General features: G+C 58.9%; 16 protein-coding genes. 9 read left to right on the top strand and 7 right to left on the bottom strand.

What is annotated here, in order from left to right; all coding sequences use genetic code 11:
* Positions 1-6: 6 nt before the first annotated feature.
* Positions 7-1,032: an LLM class flavin-dependent oxidoreductase gene (locus ACWYRJ_RS11225; RefSeq protein ID WP_455507904.1), complete on the bottom strand. Its 1,026-nt coding sequence runs from the start codon at positions 1,030-1,032 to the stop codon at positions 7-9.
* Between the two features lie 178 nt (positions 1,033-1,210).
* Here ACWYRJ_RS11225 and yajD point away from each other — a divergent pair, with 178 nt between their 5' ends.
* On the top strand, positions 1,211-1,558 hold the full coding sequence (gene yajD / locus ACWYRJ_RS11220; protein ID WP_023617218.1) for an HNH nuclease YajD: 348 nt from the start codon (positions 1,211-1,213) through the stop codon (positions 1,556-1,558).
* 37 nt (positions 1,559-1,595) lie between these two features.
* On the opposite strand, the gene ACWYRJ_RS11215 is transcribed toward yajD, so the two are convergent.
* On the bottom strand, positions 1,596-2,381 hold the full coding sequence (locus ACWYRJ_RS11215) for a MipA/OmpV family protein (RefSeq protein ID WP_455507903.1): 786 nt from the start codon (positions 2,379-2,381) through the stop codon (positions 1,596-1,598).
* A gap of 123 nt (positions 2,382-2,504) precedes the next feature.
* Here ACWYRJ_RS11215 and ACWYRJ_RS11210 point away from each other — a divergent pair, with 123 nt between their 5' ends.
* The 4 genes from ACWYRJ_RS11210 (at position 2,505) to ACWYRJ_RS11195 (ending at position 8,694) form a co-directional block, all read left to right on the top strand.
* Positions 2,505-3,200 (top strand): response regulator, encoded by a 696-nt coding sequence (locus ACWYRJ_RS11210; protein WP_455507902.1) that lies wholly within the window; start codon positions 2,505-2,507, stop codon positions 3,198-3,200.
* A complete protein-coding gene (locus tag ACWYRJ_RS11205; RefSeq protein ID WP_455507901.1) occupies positions 3,197-4,393 on the top strand; it encodes a sensor histidine kinase in 1,197 nt (398 codons plus the stop codon). Before ACWYRJ_RS11210 ends, ACWYRJ_RS11205 begins: the two co-directional genes overlap by 4 nt.
* A gap of 78 nt (positions 4,394-4,471) precedes the next feature.
* Complete coding sequence (locus tag ACWYRJ_RS11200) at positions 4,472-5,620, top strand: efflux RND transporter periplasmic adaptor subunit (protein ID WP_455507900.1); 1,149 nt, start codon at positions 4,472-4,474, stop codon at positions 5,618-5,620.
* Positions 5,617-8,694, top strand: a complete 3,078-nt coding sequence (locus ACWYRJ_RS11195) for an efflux RND transporter permease subunit (RefSeq protein WP_455507899.1) — start codon at positions 5,617-5,619, stop codon at positions 8,692-8,694. Before ACWYRJ_RS11200 ends, ACWYRJ_RS11195 begins: the two co-directional genes overlap by 4 nt.
* A gap of 22 nt (positions 8,695-8,716) precedes the next feature.
* Here ACWYRJ_RS11195 and ACWYRJ_RS11190 read toward each other — a convergent pair whose 3' ends face one another.
* The gene (locus tag ACWYRJ_RS11190; protein WP_455507898.1) at positions 8,717-9,484 is read right to left on the bottom strand and encodes an arylamine N-acetyltransferase family protein; all 768 of its coding nucleotides are present in this window, start codon (positions 9,482-9,484) and stop codon (positions 8,717-8,719) included.
* A 96-nt stretch (positions 9,485-9,580) separates the two neighbouring features.
* Here ACWYRJ_RS11190 and ACWYRJ_RS11185 point away from each other — a divergent pair, with 96 nt between their 5' ends.
* Positions 9,581-11,035 carry an aminotransferase-like domain-containing protein gene (locus tag ACWYRJ_RS11185; protein WP_455507897.1) on the top strand — a complete coding sequence of 485 codons (1,455 nt, stop codon included), beginning with the start codon at positions 9,581-9,583 and terminating at the stop codon, positions 11,033-11,035.
* Here ACWYRJ_RS11185 and ACWYRJ_RS11180 read toward each other — a convergent pair.
* On the bottom strand, positions 11,007-11,891 hold the full coding sequence (locus ACWYRJ_RS11180) for a LysR family transcriptional regulator (protein ID WP_455507896.1): 885 nt from the start codon (positions 11,889-11,891) through the stop codon (positions 11,007-11,009). The two genes, ACWYRJ_RS11185 and ACWYRJ_RS11180, sit on opposite strands and share 29 nt — an antisense overlap.
* 135 nt (positions 11,892-12,026) lie before the next feature.
* Here ACWYRJ_RS11180 and ACWYRJ_RS11175 point away from each other — a divergent pair, with 135 nt between their 5' ends.
* Positions 12,027-13,007 (top strand): NAD(P)H-dependent flavin oxidoreductase, encoded by a 981-nt coding sequence (locus ACWYRJ_RS11175; protein WP_249577063.1) that lies wholly within the window; start codon positions 12,027-12,029, stop codon positions 13,005-13,007.
* 40 nt (positions 13,008-13,047) lie between these two features.
* On the opposite strand, the gene ACWYRJ_RS11170 is transcribed toward ACWYRJ_RS11175, so the two are convergent.
* The gene (locus ACWYRJ_RS11170) at positions 13,048-14,103 is read right to left on the bottom strand and encodes an SDR family oxidoreductase (RefSeq protein WP_455507895.1); all 1,056 of its coding nucleotides are present in this window, start codon (positions 14,101-14,103) and stop codon (positions 13,048-13,050) included.
* A gap of 97 nt (positions 14,104-14,200) precedes the next feature.
* On the opposite strand from ACWYRJ_RS11170, the gene ACWYRJ_RS11165 reads away from it, so the two are divergent.
* A complete protein-coding gene (locus tag ACWYRJ_RS11165) occupies positions 14,201-15,088 on the top strand; it encodes a LysR family transcriptional regulator (RefSeq protein ID WP_455507894.1) in 888 nt (295 codons plus the stop codon).
* Between the two features lie 82 nt (positions 15,089-15,170).
* Entirely contained in the window at positions 15,171-15,440 is a 270-nt protein-coding gene (locus ACWYRJ_RS11160; RefSeq protein WP_149366774.1) for a hypothetical protein, read from the top strand.
* Positions 15,441-15,452: 12 nt separating this feature from the next.
* Here ACWYRJ_RS11160 and umuC read toward each other — a convergent pair whose 3' ends face one another.
* Together umuC and umuD are read right to left on the bottom strand one after the other, a co-directional pair.
* Positions 15,453-16,715 carry a translesion error-prone DNA polymerase V subunit UmuC gene (gene umuC, locus ACWYRJ_RS11155; protein ID WP_115874895.1) on the bottom strand — a complete coding sequence of 421 codons (1,263 nt, stop codon included), beginning with the start codon at positions 16,713-16,715 and terminating at the stop codon, positions 15,453-15,455.
* Positions 16,699-17,133 (bottom strand): translesion error-prone DNA polymerase V autoproteolytic subunit, encoded by a 435-nt coding sequence (gene umuD, locus ACWYRJ_RS11150; protein ID WP_111965702.1) that lies wholly within the window; start codon positions 17,131-17,133, stop codon positions 16,699-16,701. The genes umuC and umuD overlap by 17 nt, the downstream gene beginning before the upstream one ends.
* Positions 17,134-17,290: the final 157 nt, after the last annotated feature.

The following is a 17,290-nucleotide window of genomic DNA, read 5'->3' as shown; positions in this document are numbered from 1 at the left end:
GCGGAACTACTCGCGCCAGCCCATTGCCGGTGCGACATGCTTGAGAATAGACTCAATCACGTGCGCATTATAATCCACACCCAGCTGGTTCGGTACGGTCAGTAAGAGCGTGTCCGCCTCGGCAATTGCCTCGTCTTTTTTCAGCTGTTCAACCAGCTTGTCCGGCTCCGCGGCATAGCTGCGCCCGAAGATGGCGCGCGTTTTCTCATCAAGGTAACCCACGCTATCGCTGTCGTTGCGGCTGGCACCGAAATACATCCGGTCACGGTCGTCCATCAGCGCAAAAATACTGCGGCTGACCGACACCCGCGGCTCGCGCGTATGCACTGACTCTTTCCAGGCCTGACGGTACGCGCGGATCTGTTTTGCCTGCTGAATATGGAACGGCTCACCGGTTTCATCGTCCTTCAGGGTTGAACTTTGCAGGTTCATTCCAAGCTTTGCGGCCCATATGGCCGTCGCATTGGAACCTGCGCCCCACCAGATACGCTCGCGCAGCCCTTTAGAATACGGCTCCAGGCGCAGCAGCCCCGGCGGATTCGGGAACATTGGCTGCGGGTTCGGTTTGGCAAACCCTTCCCCACGCAGCACCTCAAGCAGCACCTCGGTATGACGGCGCGCCATGTCCGTCTCGTTTTCCCCTTCCTGCGGGACATAGCCGAAATGACGCCAGCCATCAATAACCTGCTCCGGGGAGCCGCGGCTGATGCCGAGCTGCAGGCGACCGCCGGAAATCAAATCCGCCGCGCCCGCATCCTCGGCCATGTACATCGGGTTTTCGTAACGCATGTCGATCACGCCGGTGCCGATTTCGATGGTTTTCGTTTTTGCGCCAATAGCGGCCAGCAGAGGGAACGGCGAGCTAAGCTGTCGGGCGAAGTGGTGCACGCGGAAATAGGCGCCGTCTGCCCCCAGCTCCTCAGCCGCCACGGCTAAATCAATGGACTGCAGCAGCGTGTCTGCCGCCGAGCGCGTGCCCGACTGTGGCGAAGGCGTCCAGTGACCAAAGGATAAAAATCCGATCTTTTTCATAACCATTTTTCCTGATAATACGTTGCGTTCTGTCAACTTTACGCATTACCCGATAAGAATAAATGCCGTTTATTTAACGGAAAGCATCAAATAAATTGACAGAATAGCGCGGTTCTTCATTCCGCCCCATAATGGGATATAATCTTCCCCACTCTTTTCATGGCAGGTAAAATCGGCAATGGCTTTGATCCCCAAAAACTACGCGCGGCTGGAAAGCGGCTATCGCGAAAAAGCATTAAAAATCTATCCATGGGTGTGTGGACGCTGCTCGCGCGAGTTTGTCTATTCCAATCTTCGCGAACTCACGGTTCACCATATCGATCACGACCATACCAACAACCCGGAAGATGGCAGCAACTGGGAGCTGTTGTGCCTGTTTTGCCACGATCACGAGCATTCGAAATACACCGAAGCGGATCGGTACGGCACCACCGTGGTCGCCGGGGAAGACGCGCAAAAAGACGTGGGCGTCGCCACGTTTAACCCGTTTGCCGATTTAAAGGCGATGATGGATAAGAAGAAGTAATCCTCTCGCCCCCTCGCTCACATCGTGATCCACGAATTTAGAATGTCCAGGTGATAGCGGCGGTTGCAGACCCCTCATTACGCCGCATCACTATCGGGCTGTCATTGGCATGGTCGCCAAGCCAGGTATAGTCCGCGCTCAGGACCGTCCCCCAGTGGGCATCAAACTGATGGCTCCAGGTCAGGCTGGTGTCGACGCCGTAAAATCCACCCGGCGCAGCATAGCGGCGATAGCCGGTGCGGCGGCTCTGCTGCTCGCTGACCCCATACCAGGTATTCAGGTAACGGCTGTCGCCAAACAGGGCCGCAGACTGCAAGGCGATCGTGTCCTGGTTATTTTGTACCGGGATCAGCGTAACAGAGGCCTGATAGCTTGCCCCCTGGCTGTCGGTTAACGGCAGCGTCGCTTTGCCTTCCATACTCAGCCATGGCGCGGCCTGCCAGCCCACGGCAAGGCCGGTATTCAGGGTGGCATCAATGTCCCCCATCCCTTTCAGATTGTTTGCGCCCTCACGCCAGCCAGAATTTTTATCAGCCCTTCCGAAGTCGTAGCCCAGCGTGTGTTCGAAATACCAGCCGCTGTCGTTTTGCAGGTCATACCCCACCCCTTTTTGCGCATCAACGAAGAAAGCGCCTTTGCGTCCCTGCAGCACAGGAACCACCTGCCACACCTGCTTGTCTGAGCCTGAGTAACGCGGGGCGTATTGCCCTCCCAGCCCGACGGTTAGGGAATCGGAAGCGGTGCCATCATCCGCCTGCGCGCCGGAAGCCACGGCCATCAGAAGCGGGACGGACATATACAGGACTTTATTTATCGCTATCATACTGCTCTCCATATAGACGCTGGCGTCTCCTGATACAGGGCGGCCACACAATGTTGGCGCAGTATGATTTGGCTGAATCAATGAATCGTCGGGATAGTGTTAAGAAATGGTCAAGGTGAACGGATGTTGTCCAGAAGAGTGCTGATTATTGAAGATGACGCCGATGTGGCCGGCGTGCTCGAAGCCTATTTACGGCGGGAAAATTACGACGTGACCATTACCGGGGACGGTCATTCCGGGCTGGATATGGCGCAGCGGTGGAAGCCAGACCTCATTCTGCTGGACGTGATGCTGCCGGGGCTTAACGGCACCGAAGTGCTGGCTGGCCTGCGTCGTAAAAGCGATGTGCCGGTGATTATGGTTACGGCCATGGGGGATACTCCCGATCGCATTGGCGCCCTGCGTTACGGTGCCGATGATTACGTTGTGAAGCCTTATCATCCGGGCGAAGTGGTGGCGCGGGTGCAGGCGGTGCTGCGGCGCAGCAGTAAAAAAGAGGCTGACGAAGAGATCCTTCGCTGGCAAACGCTGGCGGTGGATGTCGCCGCCATTGTGGCGAGCGTGGATAACGGCGGCGACGCGCCCGTGATGCTCGATCTTACGCCAACGGAATTCTCGCTTCTGGCAACGCTGCTGCGCTCGCCTGCACACCCGTTTTCCCGCCAGTATTTACTGGAACACTGTTTGCCGGAAAGCGAGGCGCTGGAGCGCGTTGTCGACACCCATATTTATAACCTGCGTAGAAAACTCGAAGCGGTGGGCATCTCCGGCGTGCTGATCAACGTTCGCGGCGTGGGTTACAGGTTCAGACAGCCATGATAAAAAACCGGCACTCCTCTCTGTGGCGCTGGATTTGCGCGCGCATCCTGGCGCTGGCTATCGGCAGCGTGATCGTCATTGCCACCTGCATGTGGCTGCGCTATGCGGTCCAGAACTACTGGATCATGGGCAGGATGCCACCGGCGGTCCGGCAGGAATTTCTGACGCTCAGCCAGAACCCACAGGCCGATCCGGCCCGCTTCCACAGCATTGTGGATACCTGGTGGGGGCTGAGTTATTCCACGCCATCCATCGCCTCAGCGGACTGGGTCACGGTGGCCCTGCTGGTGCTGGTGATGATCCCGTTTATTGTGGTGATGGGGCTCAAACACGCCCGACCGCTGGCACTGCAGTTCAGCCGCCTTCTCGATGCCGCCAAAGATGTCGCCGACGGGCAGTTTGGCCGTCAGGCTGAACTCGTCAAGGATGCGCCAGCGGAAATGGTCAGCTTTGCAAACGACTTTAACTCCATGACGGGGCAACTCGCCCGCTATGAAAAAGAGCTCCGCGCCTCGCACGTCGCGATGGCGCACGAGCTGCGCTCGCCCCTGACGGCCGCCATTGGTCGTCTGCAGGGCATGTTGGACGGCGTGTTTGATGCCAGCCCGGCACAGCTGGGCATGGTGATGAAACAGCTTCAGCATCTTAATCGCCTGACCGATGAGCTTCACCTTCTCTCGTTAGCGGACGCGGGAAATCTGGTGCTGGAAGAGCAGGCCTTTTCTCTGGATGAGCTTATTCAGGAGCGGGCGGCCTGGATCATGCCGCAGGCCGAAGCGAATCATTTTACGATTACGCTGCGTAACCCGCGTACGTGCCCGTTCAGAGGCGATGCGTTCCGCATGGGGCAGGTTGTTACCATCCTCATGGAAAATGCACTACGCTACGGGCGCGAGGGCGGACATCTTGATGTGGCGCTGCGTTACGCCAGCGGGCGTTACACTCTCGACTTTACCGATGACGGGCCGGGCGTTTCGCCCCAGTTTTTACCGGAAATGTTTAAACGCTTTAGCCGCGAGGAGCAGTCCCGCGCGCGGCATTCCGGCGGTAGCGGCCTCGGATTGTCCATCGCGCGGGCAATTTGCCAGGCGCATGGGGGTGAGATTAGCGCGTCATTACCCGAAACGGGCGGCCTCGCCGTACGCATCGTATTGCCCTGGCACCCGTCCGGTAATGAAAATTTCCACTCTTGATAAAGCCTTGACAGAACATCGAATCTTTCTCGACGTGCCGCGCATTTAATAACGCCATTCACTTTATGGAGCGGCGTTATGTCAGACGAATTTTTTCTCTCCCTCCGCCACTGCCTGCATCATTTGTACGGCGTGGCGCGCACCCTTTCCTGGCTGCATTTTCTTCCCCTGGCCCTGCTTGCGCTGGCGATTTTTCCGCTGACCGGCTGCGGTGATAAACACGAAAACAAACCTGACCCAGTGCGTAAGGTACGCTACGTCGTCGTTGGCACCGCCCAAACCCTTCCCGCGCTGGAAAGAACCGGTGAGATCCATGCCCATGATGAAACGACCCTGAGCTTTCGTACCGGAGGCCGGATACTGACGCGCAGCGTTGATATTGGCGACCGGGTCACTGCCGGACAGCTACTGGCCACGCTTGACGATACGACCGGGAAAAACCAGCTCGACAGCGCCGCGGCCGACTATGAAAGCGCCAAAGCCTCTGCCCAGGTCGCCGCGCTTAACGTTAGTCGAATGCAAAAGCTCATGCCAACGGGTGCTATCGCCCGCACGCAGCTCGACAGCGCCCGTGCGGACTGGCTTGTCGCCCGCGCGCGCTTAAAAAGCAGCGAGGCCGCGTGGCGAAATGCTCGCGAAAGCCTCGGCTGGACGCGCCTGATCGCCCCACAAGCGGGCGTCATCACGGCCGTGAGCGCCTCAGCGGGGCAGGTTGTCAGCGACGGCCAGTCCGTGCTGACTCTGGCGACCGGGGAAGCCCGCGACGTGGCGTTTGATATTGCCACGCCCGATGCGATTCCGCCTCTGGATAAGACAGCATTGCGGGTTTCCCTCCTCAGCGACCCGTCGGTACAGGCCTCTGCCGTACTGCGGGATATTACCCCGCAGGCCGATCCTCAGACCCGCACCTGGCGCGTCAGAGCGACCCTGCAAAACCCGCCGGAGGCCATGGCGCTTGGTGCCAGCGTCACCGTGACGTTGCCCTCCGCCGCCCCGCACGGGTACGCGCTTCCCGCGTCGGCGCTGACCCGCGTCGGCGACAAACCGGCCGTTTTTGTGATCTCTTCACAGTCGCGGGCGCAGCTGCGCGCGGTAGTGCCCGCAAGCTATACGGCCATCTCCGTTATGATTGACTCCGGCCTTGAGCCAGGCGACAGGGTGATTACGGCGGGCGTGAGCACATTACGATCCGGCGAGCCGGTGGTGCCAGGGGAGGTTCAGCCATGAGTACCGGAGCGGAAGCCAAATTTAACCTCTCCGCCTGGGCGCTTAAGAACCAGCAGATGGTCAGCTTTTTTATGCTGCTGGTGATTGCGATGGGCGTGTTCTGCTATGAGAAGCTGCCGCGTAATGAAGATCCGGCGTTCACTATTAAAACGGCCGTCGTCTCCGCGCAGTGGCCGGGAGCATCCGTGGCGGATACCACCCGCCTGCTGACCGATACGCTTGAAAAAAAGCTGCAGGAAACGCCCTGGCTGGATTATCTCGAAAGTGAAACCCGTGCCGGACGCACCGTTATCCACGTCAACCTCCGTGACGATACGCCCCCGCAACGCGTGCCCGATATCTGGTATCAGGTTCGCAAAAAAATGCAGGACATCGCACCGTCCCTGCCTGACGGGGTGCAGGGGCCTGCCGTGGACGACGAGTTTGACGACACGTTCGGCACTATTTATGCCTTTATTCCCGACGGTTTTACCCTGCGGGAGGTGCGGGATCGCGTAGAGACAATACGTCGCGAGCTCATGTCCCTGCCGGATATGGGTAAGACCACCCTGCTGGGCGAACAGCAGGAGCAGTGGGTTCTCGCCTTTTCTCCGGCACGCCTGGCCGGTATGGGGCTCGATATTCAGGAAGTTGCTGACGCCCTCCGGGCGCAAAACGCGGTTGTCCCGGCTGGCGTTATGCGAACCGGGCAGGAGAACATGGCGATAAAGGTCAGCGGAGCGCTCACCACCGAAGAGAGCTTACGCGCCGTCACGCTGCACGTTAACAATCGCTATATTCCGCTGACCGATATTGCCACCGTCACCCGTGAAATCGCCGAGCCACCGGCTCCGGCCTACCGGGTGAACGGCAAGCCGGCTATCGGGCTGGCGGTGTCGATGGCGCCGACAGGCAACATGCTTCGTTTCGGCGCTGCACTGAATGCCAGAATGGCGACCCTCAGCGCCGGGCTGCCGCACGGTATCGAGATGGTGAAAGTCGCCGATCAGTCCGCGGTGGTGAGTGACGCGGTAAGCGGGTTTATCCGGGTGCTTATCGAAGCCGTTGTTATCGTGCTGGCGGTTTCATTTGTCTCGCTGGGTTTACGGGCCGGACTGGTGGTGGCGACGGCCATTCCGCTGGTGCTCGCCATGACGTTTGCCGGCATGATGCTCGCAGGCATTGGCCTTCAGCGTATCTCGCTCGGGGCGCTGATCATCGCCCTGGGCCTGCTGGTGGATGACGCCATGATCGCCGTCGAAACGATGGTCTCCCGGCTGGAAGCGGGGGATTCCCGTCGGCACGCGGCCACCCACGCATTCAAAACGACGGCCTTCCCGATGCTCACCGGTACTCTGGTAATGATTGCCGGTTTTATTCCCGTTGGTTTTGCGGCCTCCAGCGCCGGTGAATACTGTTTTTCCCTCTTTGCGGTGGTGCTCATTGCCCTGCTCTGCTCCTGGATTGTCGCGATCTTGTTTTCGCCGCTAACGGGTACGTGGCTGCTGCCGGAAACAGTCAGACATCACGCGGCAGAACCCGGAAGGATCGCGCGCGGGTACGGACGGCTTTTACGCCTGGCATTGCGTCACCGAGTCGCTACCGTGCTGCTCGCCCTTTCCGCGCTGGGGCTGTCAGCGTACGGCACGACGTTTATGCAGGGCGAGTTTTTCCCCGCCTCGGACCGGCCCGAGCTGCTGGTCAGCCTGACGCTTCCGGCCAACGCGTCGCAGCCGGAAACGCTCAGAGAGGTGGAAAAGCTGGAAAAGGCGCTGGCCGACAACAGCAATATCGATCGCTTTTCGACGTACGTTGGCTCAGGCGCCATCCGTTTTTACCTGCCGATGGACGTGCTGCTGGAAAATGAAAATATCGCCCAGATGGTTGTGGTCGCGAAGGATCTTGCGGCGCGGGATCGTCTGCACGCACAGCTCAACACGATCCTGGCGACGCAGTTTAGCGACATCATCACGCGCGTGTCGCCCCTTGAGCTGGGGCCTCCCGTCGGCTGGCCCATCAAATACCGGGTGAGCGGGCCGGATTATCTGCAGGTCCGGGCGTTTGCGAACCGTCTCACGGACGCGATTGGCCGGTCTTCGTTCTCACGCGACGTTAACCAGACGGCCGGAGAGCCTGAAAGGGTCATCACCCTTAAGGTGAATCAGACGGCGGCCAGGGCGGCGGGAATATCGTCCGAAAGCCTCGCCCGCACGCTGAATACCGTCTGGTCCGGCAGCGTCGTCACCTCGGTCAGGGATAATGACCGCCTTGTCGACGTGGTGCTGCGGGCCGAGGACAGCGCTCGCCACAGCACCGCCACCCTCTCCTCGCTCACGATTCAGGGGAATGACGGTAAAAAAATTCCGCTCAGCGCCGTCGCGACGCCGGTCTGGGGCGTGGACGATCCGGTAATCTGGCGCCGCCAGCGCGTGCCCTTTATCACGGTGCAAACCGACCTTGCCCCGGGGCTGAAGGCTGAAGCGGTATCCGCCGCGCTGCGTCCGACGGTGGATAAACTGCGCGCGAGCCTGCCGGCAGGTTACAGCATTGAAGAAGGCGGCGCGGTCGCCGAATCGGATAAGGGGAACAGCTCCGTCTTTACCGTTCTTCCGGTGACGCTGGTCATCATGCTGTTGCTGCTGATGCTCCAGCTGCGGAGATACTCCCGGATGCTGCTGGCGCTCCTGATGGCCCCGTTTGGTTTACCGGGGATCGTGCTGGCTATGCTGCCCGGCGGCACGCCGATGGGGTTTGTCGCGCTGCTGGGCGTCATCGCCCTCGCGGGAATGATCGTACGTAACGCGGTGATACTGATTAGCGAGGTTGACAGCAATCTGGCTCAGGGGATGGCAAATGATGCCGCAATTATGGCAGCGGCGGAGCACCGGGCCAGACCCATCTGTCTGACCGCCTGCGCCGCCATTCTGGGCATGATCCCGATCTCTCACCAGGTTTTCTGGGGCCCAATGGCCTATGCCATTATCGGCGGGCTGCTGGCTGCGACGCTGGTGACGCTGACCGTGTTACCCGCGTCGTTTAGCCTGCTGTTACAGCGGGGAGCTCAGCGCAAAGCCGCAGAAGACGGACCGCGCTGAGGCCCTACCGTTCACCGGCAGATTACGCAGCGGTTAGCGCAAAACGGTCTTTCAGGACATGGCGGATTTCATCCTCCGCCAGTTTCCGCGTTTCAGTGCCGTTCGCCGTAATGGTTTTCAGCATATCGCCCAGTAAAATCTGGCGTCCCTCCGGGCTGTGCTGCACCACCACCCGCTTCTGCACAAAGATGGCATCCGGGTGCGTGGAGTTAAGGTAGTTGGCCGGAACGAAGTCAATCCATTCCTGAGGGGTGAGATCAAAGCCGTACTGCCGGGCCCACTCTCCCTCAACCTTCGCCTCAAGCAGATACTCTCCCTCCGCGCTGCGGCTCAGGCGAAACGTGTCGAAATCCTGGGTGATTTCCACGTCAAGCGTGTCCAGCGCCATTGGCGCGCGGATGCCGTAGCTGCCGAACCCGAGATCGCAAAGCCACTGGCGGCTCTCCACCTCGGCGATGAGCGCCATATGGGTTTTCGGCCGCCGCGCGGGGTAGAACATCGGGCGCGCCGCCACAAAACGGTAAGGTATCCCTAACGCCTCCAGCGCCATCGCAAAAAGCCCGTTTACCTCATAGCAGTAGCCGCCGCGCCCTTTCTTTAACACCTTATCGGCAATCTCGTCTGGCACCAGCGAGACAATTTTGCCCGCCTGCACGTCCAGATTTTCGAAGGGAACGGAAAAGAGCTGATGACGCATCAGCGCATGCAGGGTGGCCGTATCAGCAGCCGCCGGTCCGGTGTAGTTTATGCGCTTGAAATAGGTGGAAATGTTGAAATTATCGCTGTGCATAATGCCTCCTTGTCCTGAACATGCCGGACACTATAGATGGCACACATCATTGGCTGTATAGTCAGTTTCATCGAAAATTAGCCTGAACAGTTATCCATGTCTGCGCCGTACCACTCCTATCCTCACTATCGCCGTATTGCGGATATGCTGCGTCTTACCATTACGTCCGGCGCGCTGCGCGCCGGTGACAGGATGATCTCCGCGCGCAAACTGGCCGAACGCGAGCGCGTTAGCCTCCCGACGGCGCTGGAGGCCCTTCGCTGCCTCGAGGCTGAAGGGCTGATCGTTGCGCGTCCGCGTTCAGGCTATTACATCCGCCAGACCAGCCTCCCTCCGCGCGTGGAGCCCGCGCGTTCCTCACCCGGCCCGGTCCCCGTCACGATGTCCGCCGTGGCCCGGTCGCTGTTCAGCAGTGCAGAAGCCCGGCTGATCCCGCTGGGCGCCGCCCTGCCCGATCCCGCGTGGCTGCCGGGAGATGCGCTGCAGCGGGCGTTACACTCTGCGGGCCGTCGTCTGGACGCACATGGACAGAGCTACAGCCTGCCTCCGGGAAGGCGGGATTTGCGAAGTAAAATTGCCGCGCGCTCTGCGCAGTGGGGAGCCCGTTTCAGCGCGGACGATCTCATTATTACCGCAGGCGCGACGCAGGCGCTCCGCCTGGCCCTTCGGGCCGTATGCCAGCCGGGAGATGTGGTGGCGATTGAGCAGCCCGCCTACTTTGGTACGCTCCTGCTGCTGGAGGATTTAGGCCTGAAGGCCTTAGCGGTCCCCACCGACCCTGCAGAAGGCCTGCTGCTGGAACCGCTGGCGGACGCCATCCGCTGCCACCGCCCCGCGGCCGTTCTGGCCTCGCCCACCGTGCAAAACCCGTTGGGTGCCAGCATGCCCGTCGCGCGTAAGCAGGAACTGGTTTCTCTGCTTGAAGAAGCCGATATTCCTCTGATTGAGGACGACGTTTACGGTGACCTGGTCGGAGAGGGGCAACGCCCTCCGGCCTGCAAGGCATTCGACCAGAGCGGAAATGTGATCTACTGCAGCTCCCTGTCTAAAACGCTTGCGCCGGGATGGCGAATCGGCTGGATTGCCGCCGGACGCTACTCCCCGCAGGTCTTGCAGGCCCGCATGGCCGGAGACTGGGCCGGTGCGCCGCTGCTGGAAGCGGCGACGAGCGACGTCCTGGCAAGCGGCGACTACGATCGTCACCTGCGGCGGCTGAAGCGGCGGATCGCAGAGGGCGTTCGCGCCGTCGTGGCACAGGTCAAGGCGAGCTTTCCACCCGGTACACACGTTAACGTGCCCGCTGCCGGTTTCCTGCTGTGGGTCGAACTTCCTCCGCAGGTCAACGCGCTGGAGGTGCATCGTCGCGCGCTGGCGCTGGGTATAGGCGTCAGCCCCGGTCCCCTGTTTTCCCCTGCCGCCGAATTAACGCACTTTCTGCGGCTGAACTGCGCAAATGAACCCACGCCCCGCCTGCTGAACGCCGTGGAACAAATTGGTGCGCTGTGCCACGAGCTGGCCGTTTTCACACAAGACTCTCCAGCCACTCGGTAAAAACCCGCACCTTGCGGGAGAGGTGACGGTGTGGATAGAGCAGTGACAGCTTGCGGTCCGGCGAGCGATAGCCTGGCAAGACCTCAACAAGCAGGCCGCGGTCTATATAAGGCTGGAGAAAAAGATTCATCCCCTGCATTAACCCCAGCCCGGCCAGGCCTGCCGCGATGTAGGCCTCGGAGTTATCCACGACAAGCTTACCGGGTAGGGTAATCTCCGCGACGCCTTCTGGCGTGGTAAACGTCCACGGATGAATGTGTCTGCTGCTGGTGTTAATCCAGTTGATGGCCTGATGCTTGCGTAAATCATCCGGCGTTTCTGGCATACCGTGTTTTGCCAGCCAGGCCGGGCTGGCGCAGGTCGTGATTTTTATGTTCCCGATTTTACGCGCAATATAATCGCCGTCCTCCAGCTCTCCCACCCGCAGCACGCAGTCCAGTCCATCCCGCAGCATATCCCGACCGCGGTCAGAGCTGCTCAGAATGATGTCGATCCCGGGATGTTGACGATAAAAATCAGGCAGATTGGGTATCACCCGCAGCGTTGCAAACGAGACCGGCATATCGACTCTAAGCTGGCCATGTATTGCCCGATCCGTACCAAACGACTCCAGTAATTCGTCCGCCTGCGCCAGCAGAGGCTTACTCCGGCGATAAAAGGCTTCTCCATCCGGCGTAAGGCTAATCCGACGCGTGGTGCGCTGCAGGAGCCGCGTGCCGCTGTGTTGTTCCAGAAGCTGCAGCGCTTTGGTGACCGCCGGGCGATGGACCTGCAGATTCTCCGCCGCCTGGGTAAGGCTCCCCGAGTCGACAATTTCAATAAAAATCCGAATAGATTCAAAGAGGTTTATTTGCATAAGGGATGTTTTTGCCGCGAGCAGGATAAGGTGATTGTTATTAATTTTATAACAGTGATGAATATTTTTGGCTATTTTTCCTAACAATAGTGCGCCCTACACTCTTCCCCATTCAAACGTAAGGGAGAGTCTGCTATGAAAAATAACCGTATTTGTCAGATCCTGGGTATCGAAAAACCTGTTATTCAGGGACCATTGTCCTGGCTTACTGACGCCCGCCTGGTCGCTGCGGTCAGCAATGCCGGAGGGCTCGGCGTGCTGGGGCCCAACGCTGGGTTAACCGCCGATACCGCAGTCTCCACGCCGGAAGAGACCGCCGAAAAAATGCGTGAAGAAATACGAAAAACCAAACGGCTGACCGAAAAACCGTTTGGTGTGAACCTGATCCCTACCGCCGTTAATGACGTCTGGACAGGGCCTATTCTTAAGGTGGTAAAAGAGGAAGGCGTCAGGGTCGTAGTGTATACGGGCTATGGGGAAGGCAGCATTATTCCCTCGCTGTTCAATGAGTTAAAAGAGGCAGGTATCGCCATTGTCTACCGCGACATCAACCCAACGCCGGAAAACACCCGTCTCGCAGAAGAAATGGGGGCAGACATTATTGTCGCCACCGGTTTTGACGAGGGCGGGACGCTACCCGCAACGGTGCTTGGCACCTTTTCCATCGTGCCGCTGATTGCCGATGCCGTGAAGCATATCCCGGTGATGGCCGCGGGCGGCATTACCGATAATCGCACCGCCAGAGCGGCGCATGCGTTAGGCGCTGAAGGCGTGTTTGCCGGTTCGGTCTTTATCAGCACCGAAGAAAGCCGCGTGCCGCAGGGAGTCAAAGAGAAAATTGTTGCCGCCAACGGCCTGGACCTGCTGCTTTTCCGGACCGTGCCCCATTACTACCGCTCTCTACCCGGCAAGCTGGCGGAAAAACTGGCGGCGATGGATAAAGCAGGCGCAAGCAACGAAGCGCTGGGCAAGGCGATGGGAGGATTACGGGGCCTGCGCCTGGGCATGCTGGAAGATAACACCGATGAAGGCTATATCGCGCTCGGCACCGGGATTGGGAACATCCACAGCGTGAAAAGCGTGGCCGAGATCGTCAATATGTTAGCGGTTGAGTAAGCCCCAGGCGTCCTGACGGTTATCAGGACGCCCTGTGTTCTCAGGGAATAATCCGCGCGGCTCTCAGCTGCGCAAACAGGCGGAAAAACATCTCATCGGTCGCCTGCATTTGCGTAAAACCCGCCCTGCGCAGCTTGCTCCCGTCACCGAACATGTCGTAATCCCAGCTAAAGACAAAATCGGCAAACCGCCCGTCGCTCAGCTGCAGAATATCCGCTTCCACCAGCCGCTCTCCGGCAAGCTCGCGCCATACGCCGCGATAGTCGTTAAACAGCTGATGAAATGACAGCCTCACCGGCGGCGCAAAGTCCAGTTCAAACCAGCGTGCGATGCGCGGCCACAGCTCGCTCCAGCGCCAGATATCGCCATTGTTTACGTTGAAGGCCTGATTCTTTGCCGCAGGTGACGCGGCGGCCCACAGCGTGGCCTCGGCCAGCAGCCCGGCGTCGATATGATCCACAATGCTGTGCCAGGTCTGTTCCGAACCGGGAAAACGCAGCGGTAAACCCAACGCCTTGCACAGGGAGGCGTACAGGGCGATGCTCAGCGCAAGGTTCATGGCATTGCCCGGCACCGCGCTCCCCACCACGCCCGGCCTGATGGCATTCCAGTGCCAGCGTTTTCCCCGCTGAAACTGGCTTAGCCACGTGAGCTGTGCGGCGTTAAACTCGGCCCCCGGCACGCCGGGATCGCTTTCCCGTGCCGGGGTTTTAAACGGCCCCAGATGCGCGCCGTAGACCTTGTACCCCTGCATCAGGCTTATCGTCTGCAAAGGTGCCGCTGTTTCGAGGGTGCTGACCAGATTGCGCAGCATAGTGACGTTCGGCTCAACCATGTCCGTCCAGTTCGCCGCGTTCGCCCAGGCGCTGTAAAAGATGTGGGTGACACCGTTCAGGGAGCGCAGCGCCCGGGCGCTGTCCTGTTCATCCAGTAAATCGACCTTGACCATCGGAATGCCGTCAGGATGCGACCCGGCATGACGGCTAAGGCCAATCACCTCCCACTGATGGTTCAGGAGCGTGTTGACCAGCTGCCTGCCGACAATGCCGCTGGCGCCCGCGACCAGGGCGACGTTGTGTTGCTGCCTCTTACTCATGGTGTTTCTCCGGAAAGGGTGACAGCCACAGTGTGATATATTATTTTTTCTGCAAATACTCCCTGAAATCGATGGCACTTATAAGCAGAATCATTAAATGAATAACAAGCTCACCGCCATTTCTACCTTTCTACGCGTCGCTGAAGCGGGCTCGTTCTCAGCGGCCGCCCGTCAGACCGGGATTAAGCAGTCCGCCGTCAGTCAACAGATCGCGGCGCTTGAGGAAGCGCTTGGTGTGGTATTGCTGCATCGAACGACGCGTACGATGAAGCTGACCGAACAGGGTGAACGTTACCGGCGTGATATGCAGCTTGTGCTGGACGCCATGGGGGAAGCGGAGAGGCGTTTACATCCTGCCGATCATAGCGTTCAGGGACGCGTCCATGTCCAGTTACCGAGCGGCCTGGGTCAGATCTTTTTACCGCATCTGCAGGCGCTGCAGCGCCTGCATCCCGAACTGCAGCTGATGATTTCTCTCGATGACCGCCTTGCCGATCTGGTGACGGAGGGCGTGGATATCGCGATACGGCTGGGCAGCGAGCCTCCGCAGGCGCATGCGGCTCGCGTGCTGGGGCGTATTGAGGCGGCGCTGTTTGCCGCTCCCGATTTTCAGGCGGTACACGCCGTTAGCGAGCTGGCGACGCTCCCACACGTGCGGTTCAGCGGTATTCCGCTGGATGCCCCCCTGCGCCTGATTTCTGACGAGGAAACGTTCGAGGTCAACGTGAATACCGTTTTCCGTGCCAACACCAGCGACGCGCTGCTGCAGGCGCTGGAATCCGGCATGGGTATCGGCGGCATGCAGCGACCGCTCGTGGCCAGAGCGCTGCAGGTGGGCACGCTGGTACCGGTGCTGCCCGACTGGCGGTTACCCGATCGCTTCCTCTATGCCGTTTATCCTGATGCCCGCTTTATTCCGCAGCGCGTCAGAAAGGTCGTCAGCGTGATTGAGCAGTTACTGCCTGAAATAATAAAGAAATGCTGATGATTCCCCCCGTAAATTACGTGCATTTTTCAACCGCCAGGAATAGAGTATTTTTACCGTATCCCCTTTTTCTGGAGCACTTATGCCGGAGTACTGTTTTTTCCAAAAAGGCCCAAACCTCATAGCAATCGAAAGCGCAAACACCGATGCGGCTGCACAGCTCATCGCCCAGGGGTTCGAAAAACAGTTCGAGGAGATCGGCGCCGCGGATGAAAAAGAGGCGCTTACCCGCCTTGCCGATATCCGTAAAAATAACGAGATCGATCGCCATAACTTCCTGGCCGGTGCGGGCGAAATGCCGCTGATCGGCGCGCTGGCGGCTGCGGCAACCTGGTTGATTCAAAAGAAATAACGCAACGATACTCTACCTCGCCACCGGCAAATCGGCGTACCGCGTTGTATAGGCCGGTGACAACATTTCCCGCTTCATCGCCCACGGTTTCTCAATACCCTGCCCGGCAAACCATATCTTCCCTTTGCCGGAATGATTCAGGCTGTCGATCGTTTCCATCAGCGCCGCGCTGTTGGCGCGCAGGCGATTATCGTCAAACAGGTTAAGCTGGGCGACGCCGCTGCTGAAAAAGTCCGCCAGCATGACCCCGGCCTTCATATAGCGATACCCGTCGAGCCATATCCGCCCCAGCGCTTCCGTGGCGGCGCGGATGATATCGCGCGAGTCATTGGTGGGCGTCATCAGGGTGACCGAAGCCTGATTGCCGTAATAAATTTCGTTGTCCGCATGCGGGCTGGTGCGCACAAACACGCTGATAAAACGACAGTATTGATGCTCGCCGCGCAGTTTCTCTGCGGCGCGTTCCGCGTAGGCGCAAATCGCCTGGTGCATTTCCTCGTACTGCGTAATACGGTGTCCAAACGAACGGCTACAGATAATTTGCTGCTTCGTGGGGGTGAACTCCTCCAGGTCAAGGCAGGGCTCACCGCGAAGCTCGCGGGCCGTACGCTCCAGCACCACGTTAAAATGTTTACGAATGACCCACGAGGAGGCCTCCGCCAGCTCCAGTGCCGTGGTGATCCCCATCGCGTTGAGCTTTTTCGTGATGCGTCGGCCTACCCCCCACACCTCCTCTACCGGAACCTTTTCCAGCAGTTTACGCTGCCGCTCGCGGCCTGAGAGATCGACCACGCCGCCGGTGCCGGACCACCGTTTCGCCGCATAGTTGGCCAGCTTCGCCAGCGTTTTGGTCGGGGCAATACCGACGCCAACGGTTAAGCCCGTATTTTTAAAGACCTGCGAGCGCATCTGGTGACCAAACGCTTCCAGTGACAGGCAGTGACTGACCCCTGAAACGTTCACGAACGCCTCATCAATGGAGTAAATCTCTATTGCCGGGGCGAGATCGGTCAGCGTCTGCATTACCCGACTGCTGAGATCGGCATACAGCGCATAATTCGAGCTAAAGACGTAAATTTTTGACGGATATAGCTTTTCTTTGAATTTAAAATACGGCTCACCCATTTTTATGCCGAACTGCTTTGCCTCCCGCGACAGTGAAATAATGCAGCCGTCGTTATTGGAAACCACCACGATGGGCTTCCCCTCCAGATCGGGGCGGAAGACCCGCTCGCAGGAGGCGTAGAAGCTGTTCACATCAACCAGCGCGAACATGTTTATGCGTTTTAAGCGTGTGGGTGACGACGCCGAAGATCTGCAGCTCCTCTTCGGACTGAAAGGTAATCGGCTGATAGCGGACATTATGTGGCAACAGTCTCAGAACCGGGCGCGTCTGTAGCTCCTTCACCGTAAACTCACCGGCGACCGACGCCACGACGATATCTCCGTGTTCGGCATTTAACGAGCGGTCAACCACCAGCAGATCGCCGTCGCCGATACCCGCCCCAATCATGGAGTCTCCACTCACCTTAATAAAATAGGTCGCACTGGGGTGCCTTACTGCCAGCCGGTTAAGATCGAGACGATCCTCCACATAATCCTGTGCCGGGCTGGGGAACCCACAGGCAACACGTTCTAAAAATAAAGGTAATTCAATGATTTGTTTTGGTTGATAAGAAAAGAGAGTGTCCATAATGCCTTTCTCGCCGAATACTGTATATAAATGGGTCTTCCCCGATCATGGTGGGAAGGCTCAGAACGCCATATTCAGCTTTCCGTAGTGGAACATCACCCCCAGTTTAAAGCGCTCCCGGTTTCGGTATCCCCTGGCTTTTATCCTCAGCAGCCTG

This window comes from Enterobacter sp., from assembly GCF_977039595.1.
This window is presented reverse-complemented; position numbering and strand designations above follow the sequence as displayed.

What these genes read in the sequence shown, in the direction of transcription:
- ACWYRJ_RS11225 (WP_455507904.1), bottom strand. Translation starts at nt 1,032, where the DNA reads ATGAAAAAGATCGGATTTTTATCCTTTGGTCACTGGACGCCTTCGCCA.
- yajD (WP_023617218.1), top strand. Translation starts at nt 1,211, where the DNA reads ATGGCTTTGATCCCCAAAAACTACGCGCGGCTGGAAAGCGGCTATCGC.
- ACWYRJ_RS11215 (WP_455507903.1), bottom strand. Translation starts at nt 2,381, where the DNA reads ATGATAGCGATAAATAAAGTCCTGTATATGTCCGTCCCGCTTCTGATG.
- ACWYRJ_RS11210 (WP_455507902.1), top strand. Translation starts at nt 2,505, where the DNA reads ATGTTGTCCAGAAGAGTGCTGATTATTGAAGATGACGCCGATGTGGCC.
- ACWYRJ_RS11205 (WP_455507901.1), top strand. Translation starts at nt 3,197, where the DNA reads ATGATAAAAAACCGGCACTCCTCTCTGTGGCGCTGGATTTGCGCGCGC.
- ACWYRJ_RS11200 (WP_455507900.1), top strand. Translation starts at nt 4,472, where the DNA reads ATGTCAGACGAATTTTTTCTCTCCCTCCGCCACTGCCTGCATCATTTG.
- ACWYRJ_RS11195 (WP_455507899.1), top strand. Translation starts at nt 5,617, where the DNA reads ATGAGTACCGGAGCGGAAGCCAAATTTAACCTCTCCGCCTGGGCGCTT.
- ACWYRJ_RS11190 (WP_455507898.1), bottom strand. Translation starts at nt 9,484, where the DNA reads ATGCACAGCGATAATTTCAACATTTCCACCTATTTCAAGCGCATAAAC.
- ACWYRJ_RS11185 (WP_455507897.1), top strand. Translation starts at nt 9,581, where the DNA reads ATGTCTGCGCCGTACCACTCCTATCCTCACTATCGCCGTATTGCGGAT.
- ACWYRJ_RS11180 (WP_455507896.1), bottom strand. Translation starts at nt 11,891, where the DNA reads ATGCAAATAAACCTCTTTGAATCTATTCGGATTTTTATTGAAATTGTC.
- ACWYRJ_RS11175 (WP_249577063.1), top strand. Translation starts at nt 12,027, where the DNA reads ATGAAAAATAACCGTATTTGTCAGATCCTGGGTATCGAAAAACCTGTT.
- ACWYRJ_RS11170 (WP_455507895.1), bottom strand. Translation starts at nt 14,103, where the DNA reads ATGAGTAAGAGGCAGCAACACAACGTCGCCCTGGTCGCGGGCGCCAGC.
- ACWYRJ_RS11165 (WP_455507894.1), top strand. Translation starts at nt 14,201, where the DNA reads ATGAATAACAAGCTCACCGCCATTTCTACCTTTCTACGCGTCGCTGAA.
- ACWYRJ_RS11160 (WP_149366774.1), top strand. Translation starts at nt 15,171, where the DNA reads ATGCCGGAGTACTGTTTTTTCCAAAAAGGCCCAAACCTCATAGCAATC.
- umuC (WP_115874895.1), bottom strand. Translation starts at nt 16,715, where the DNA reads ATGTTCGCGCTGGTTGATGTGAACAGCTTCTACGCCTCCTGCGAGCGG.
- umuD (WP_111965702.1), bottom strand. Translation starts at nt 17,133, where the DNA reads ATGGACACTCTCTTTTCTTATCAACCAAAACAAATCATTGAATTACCT.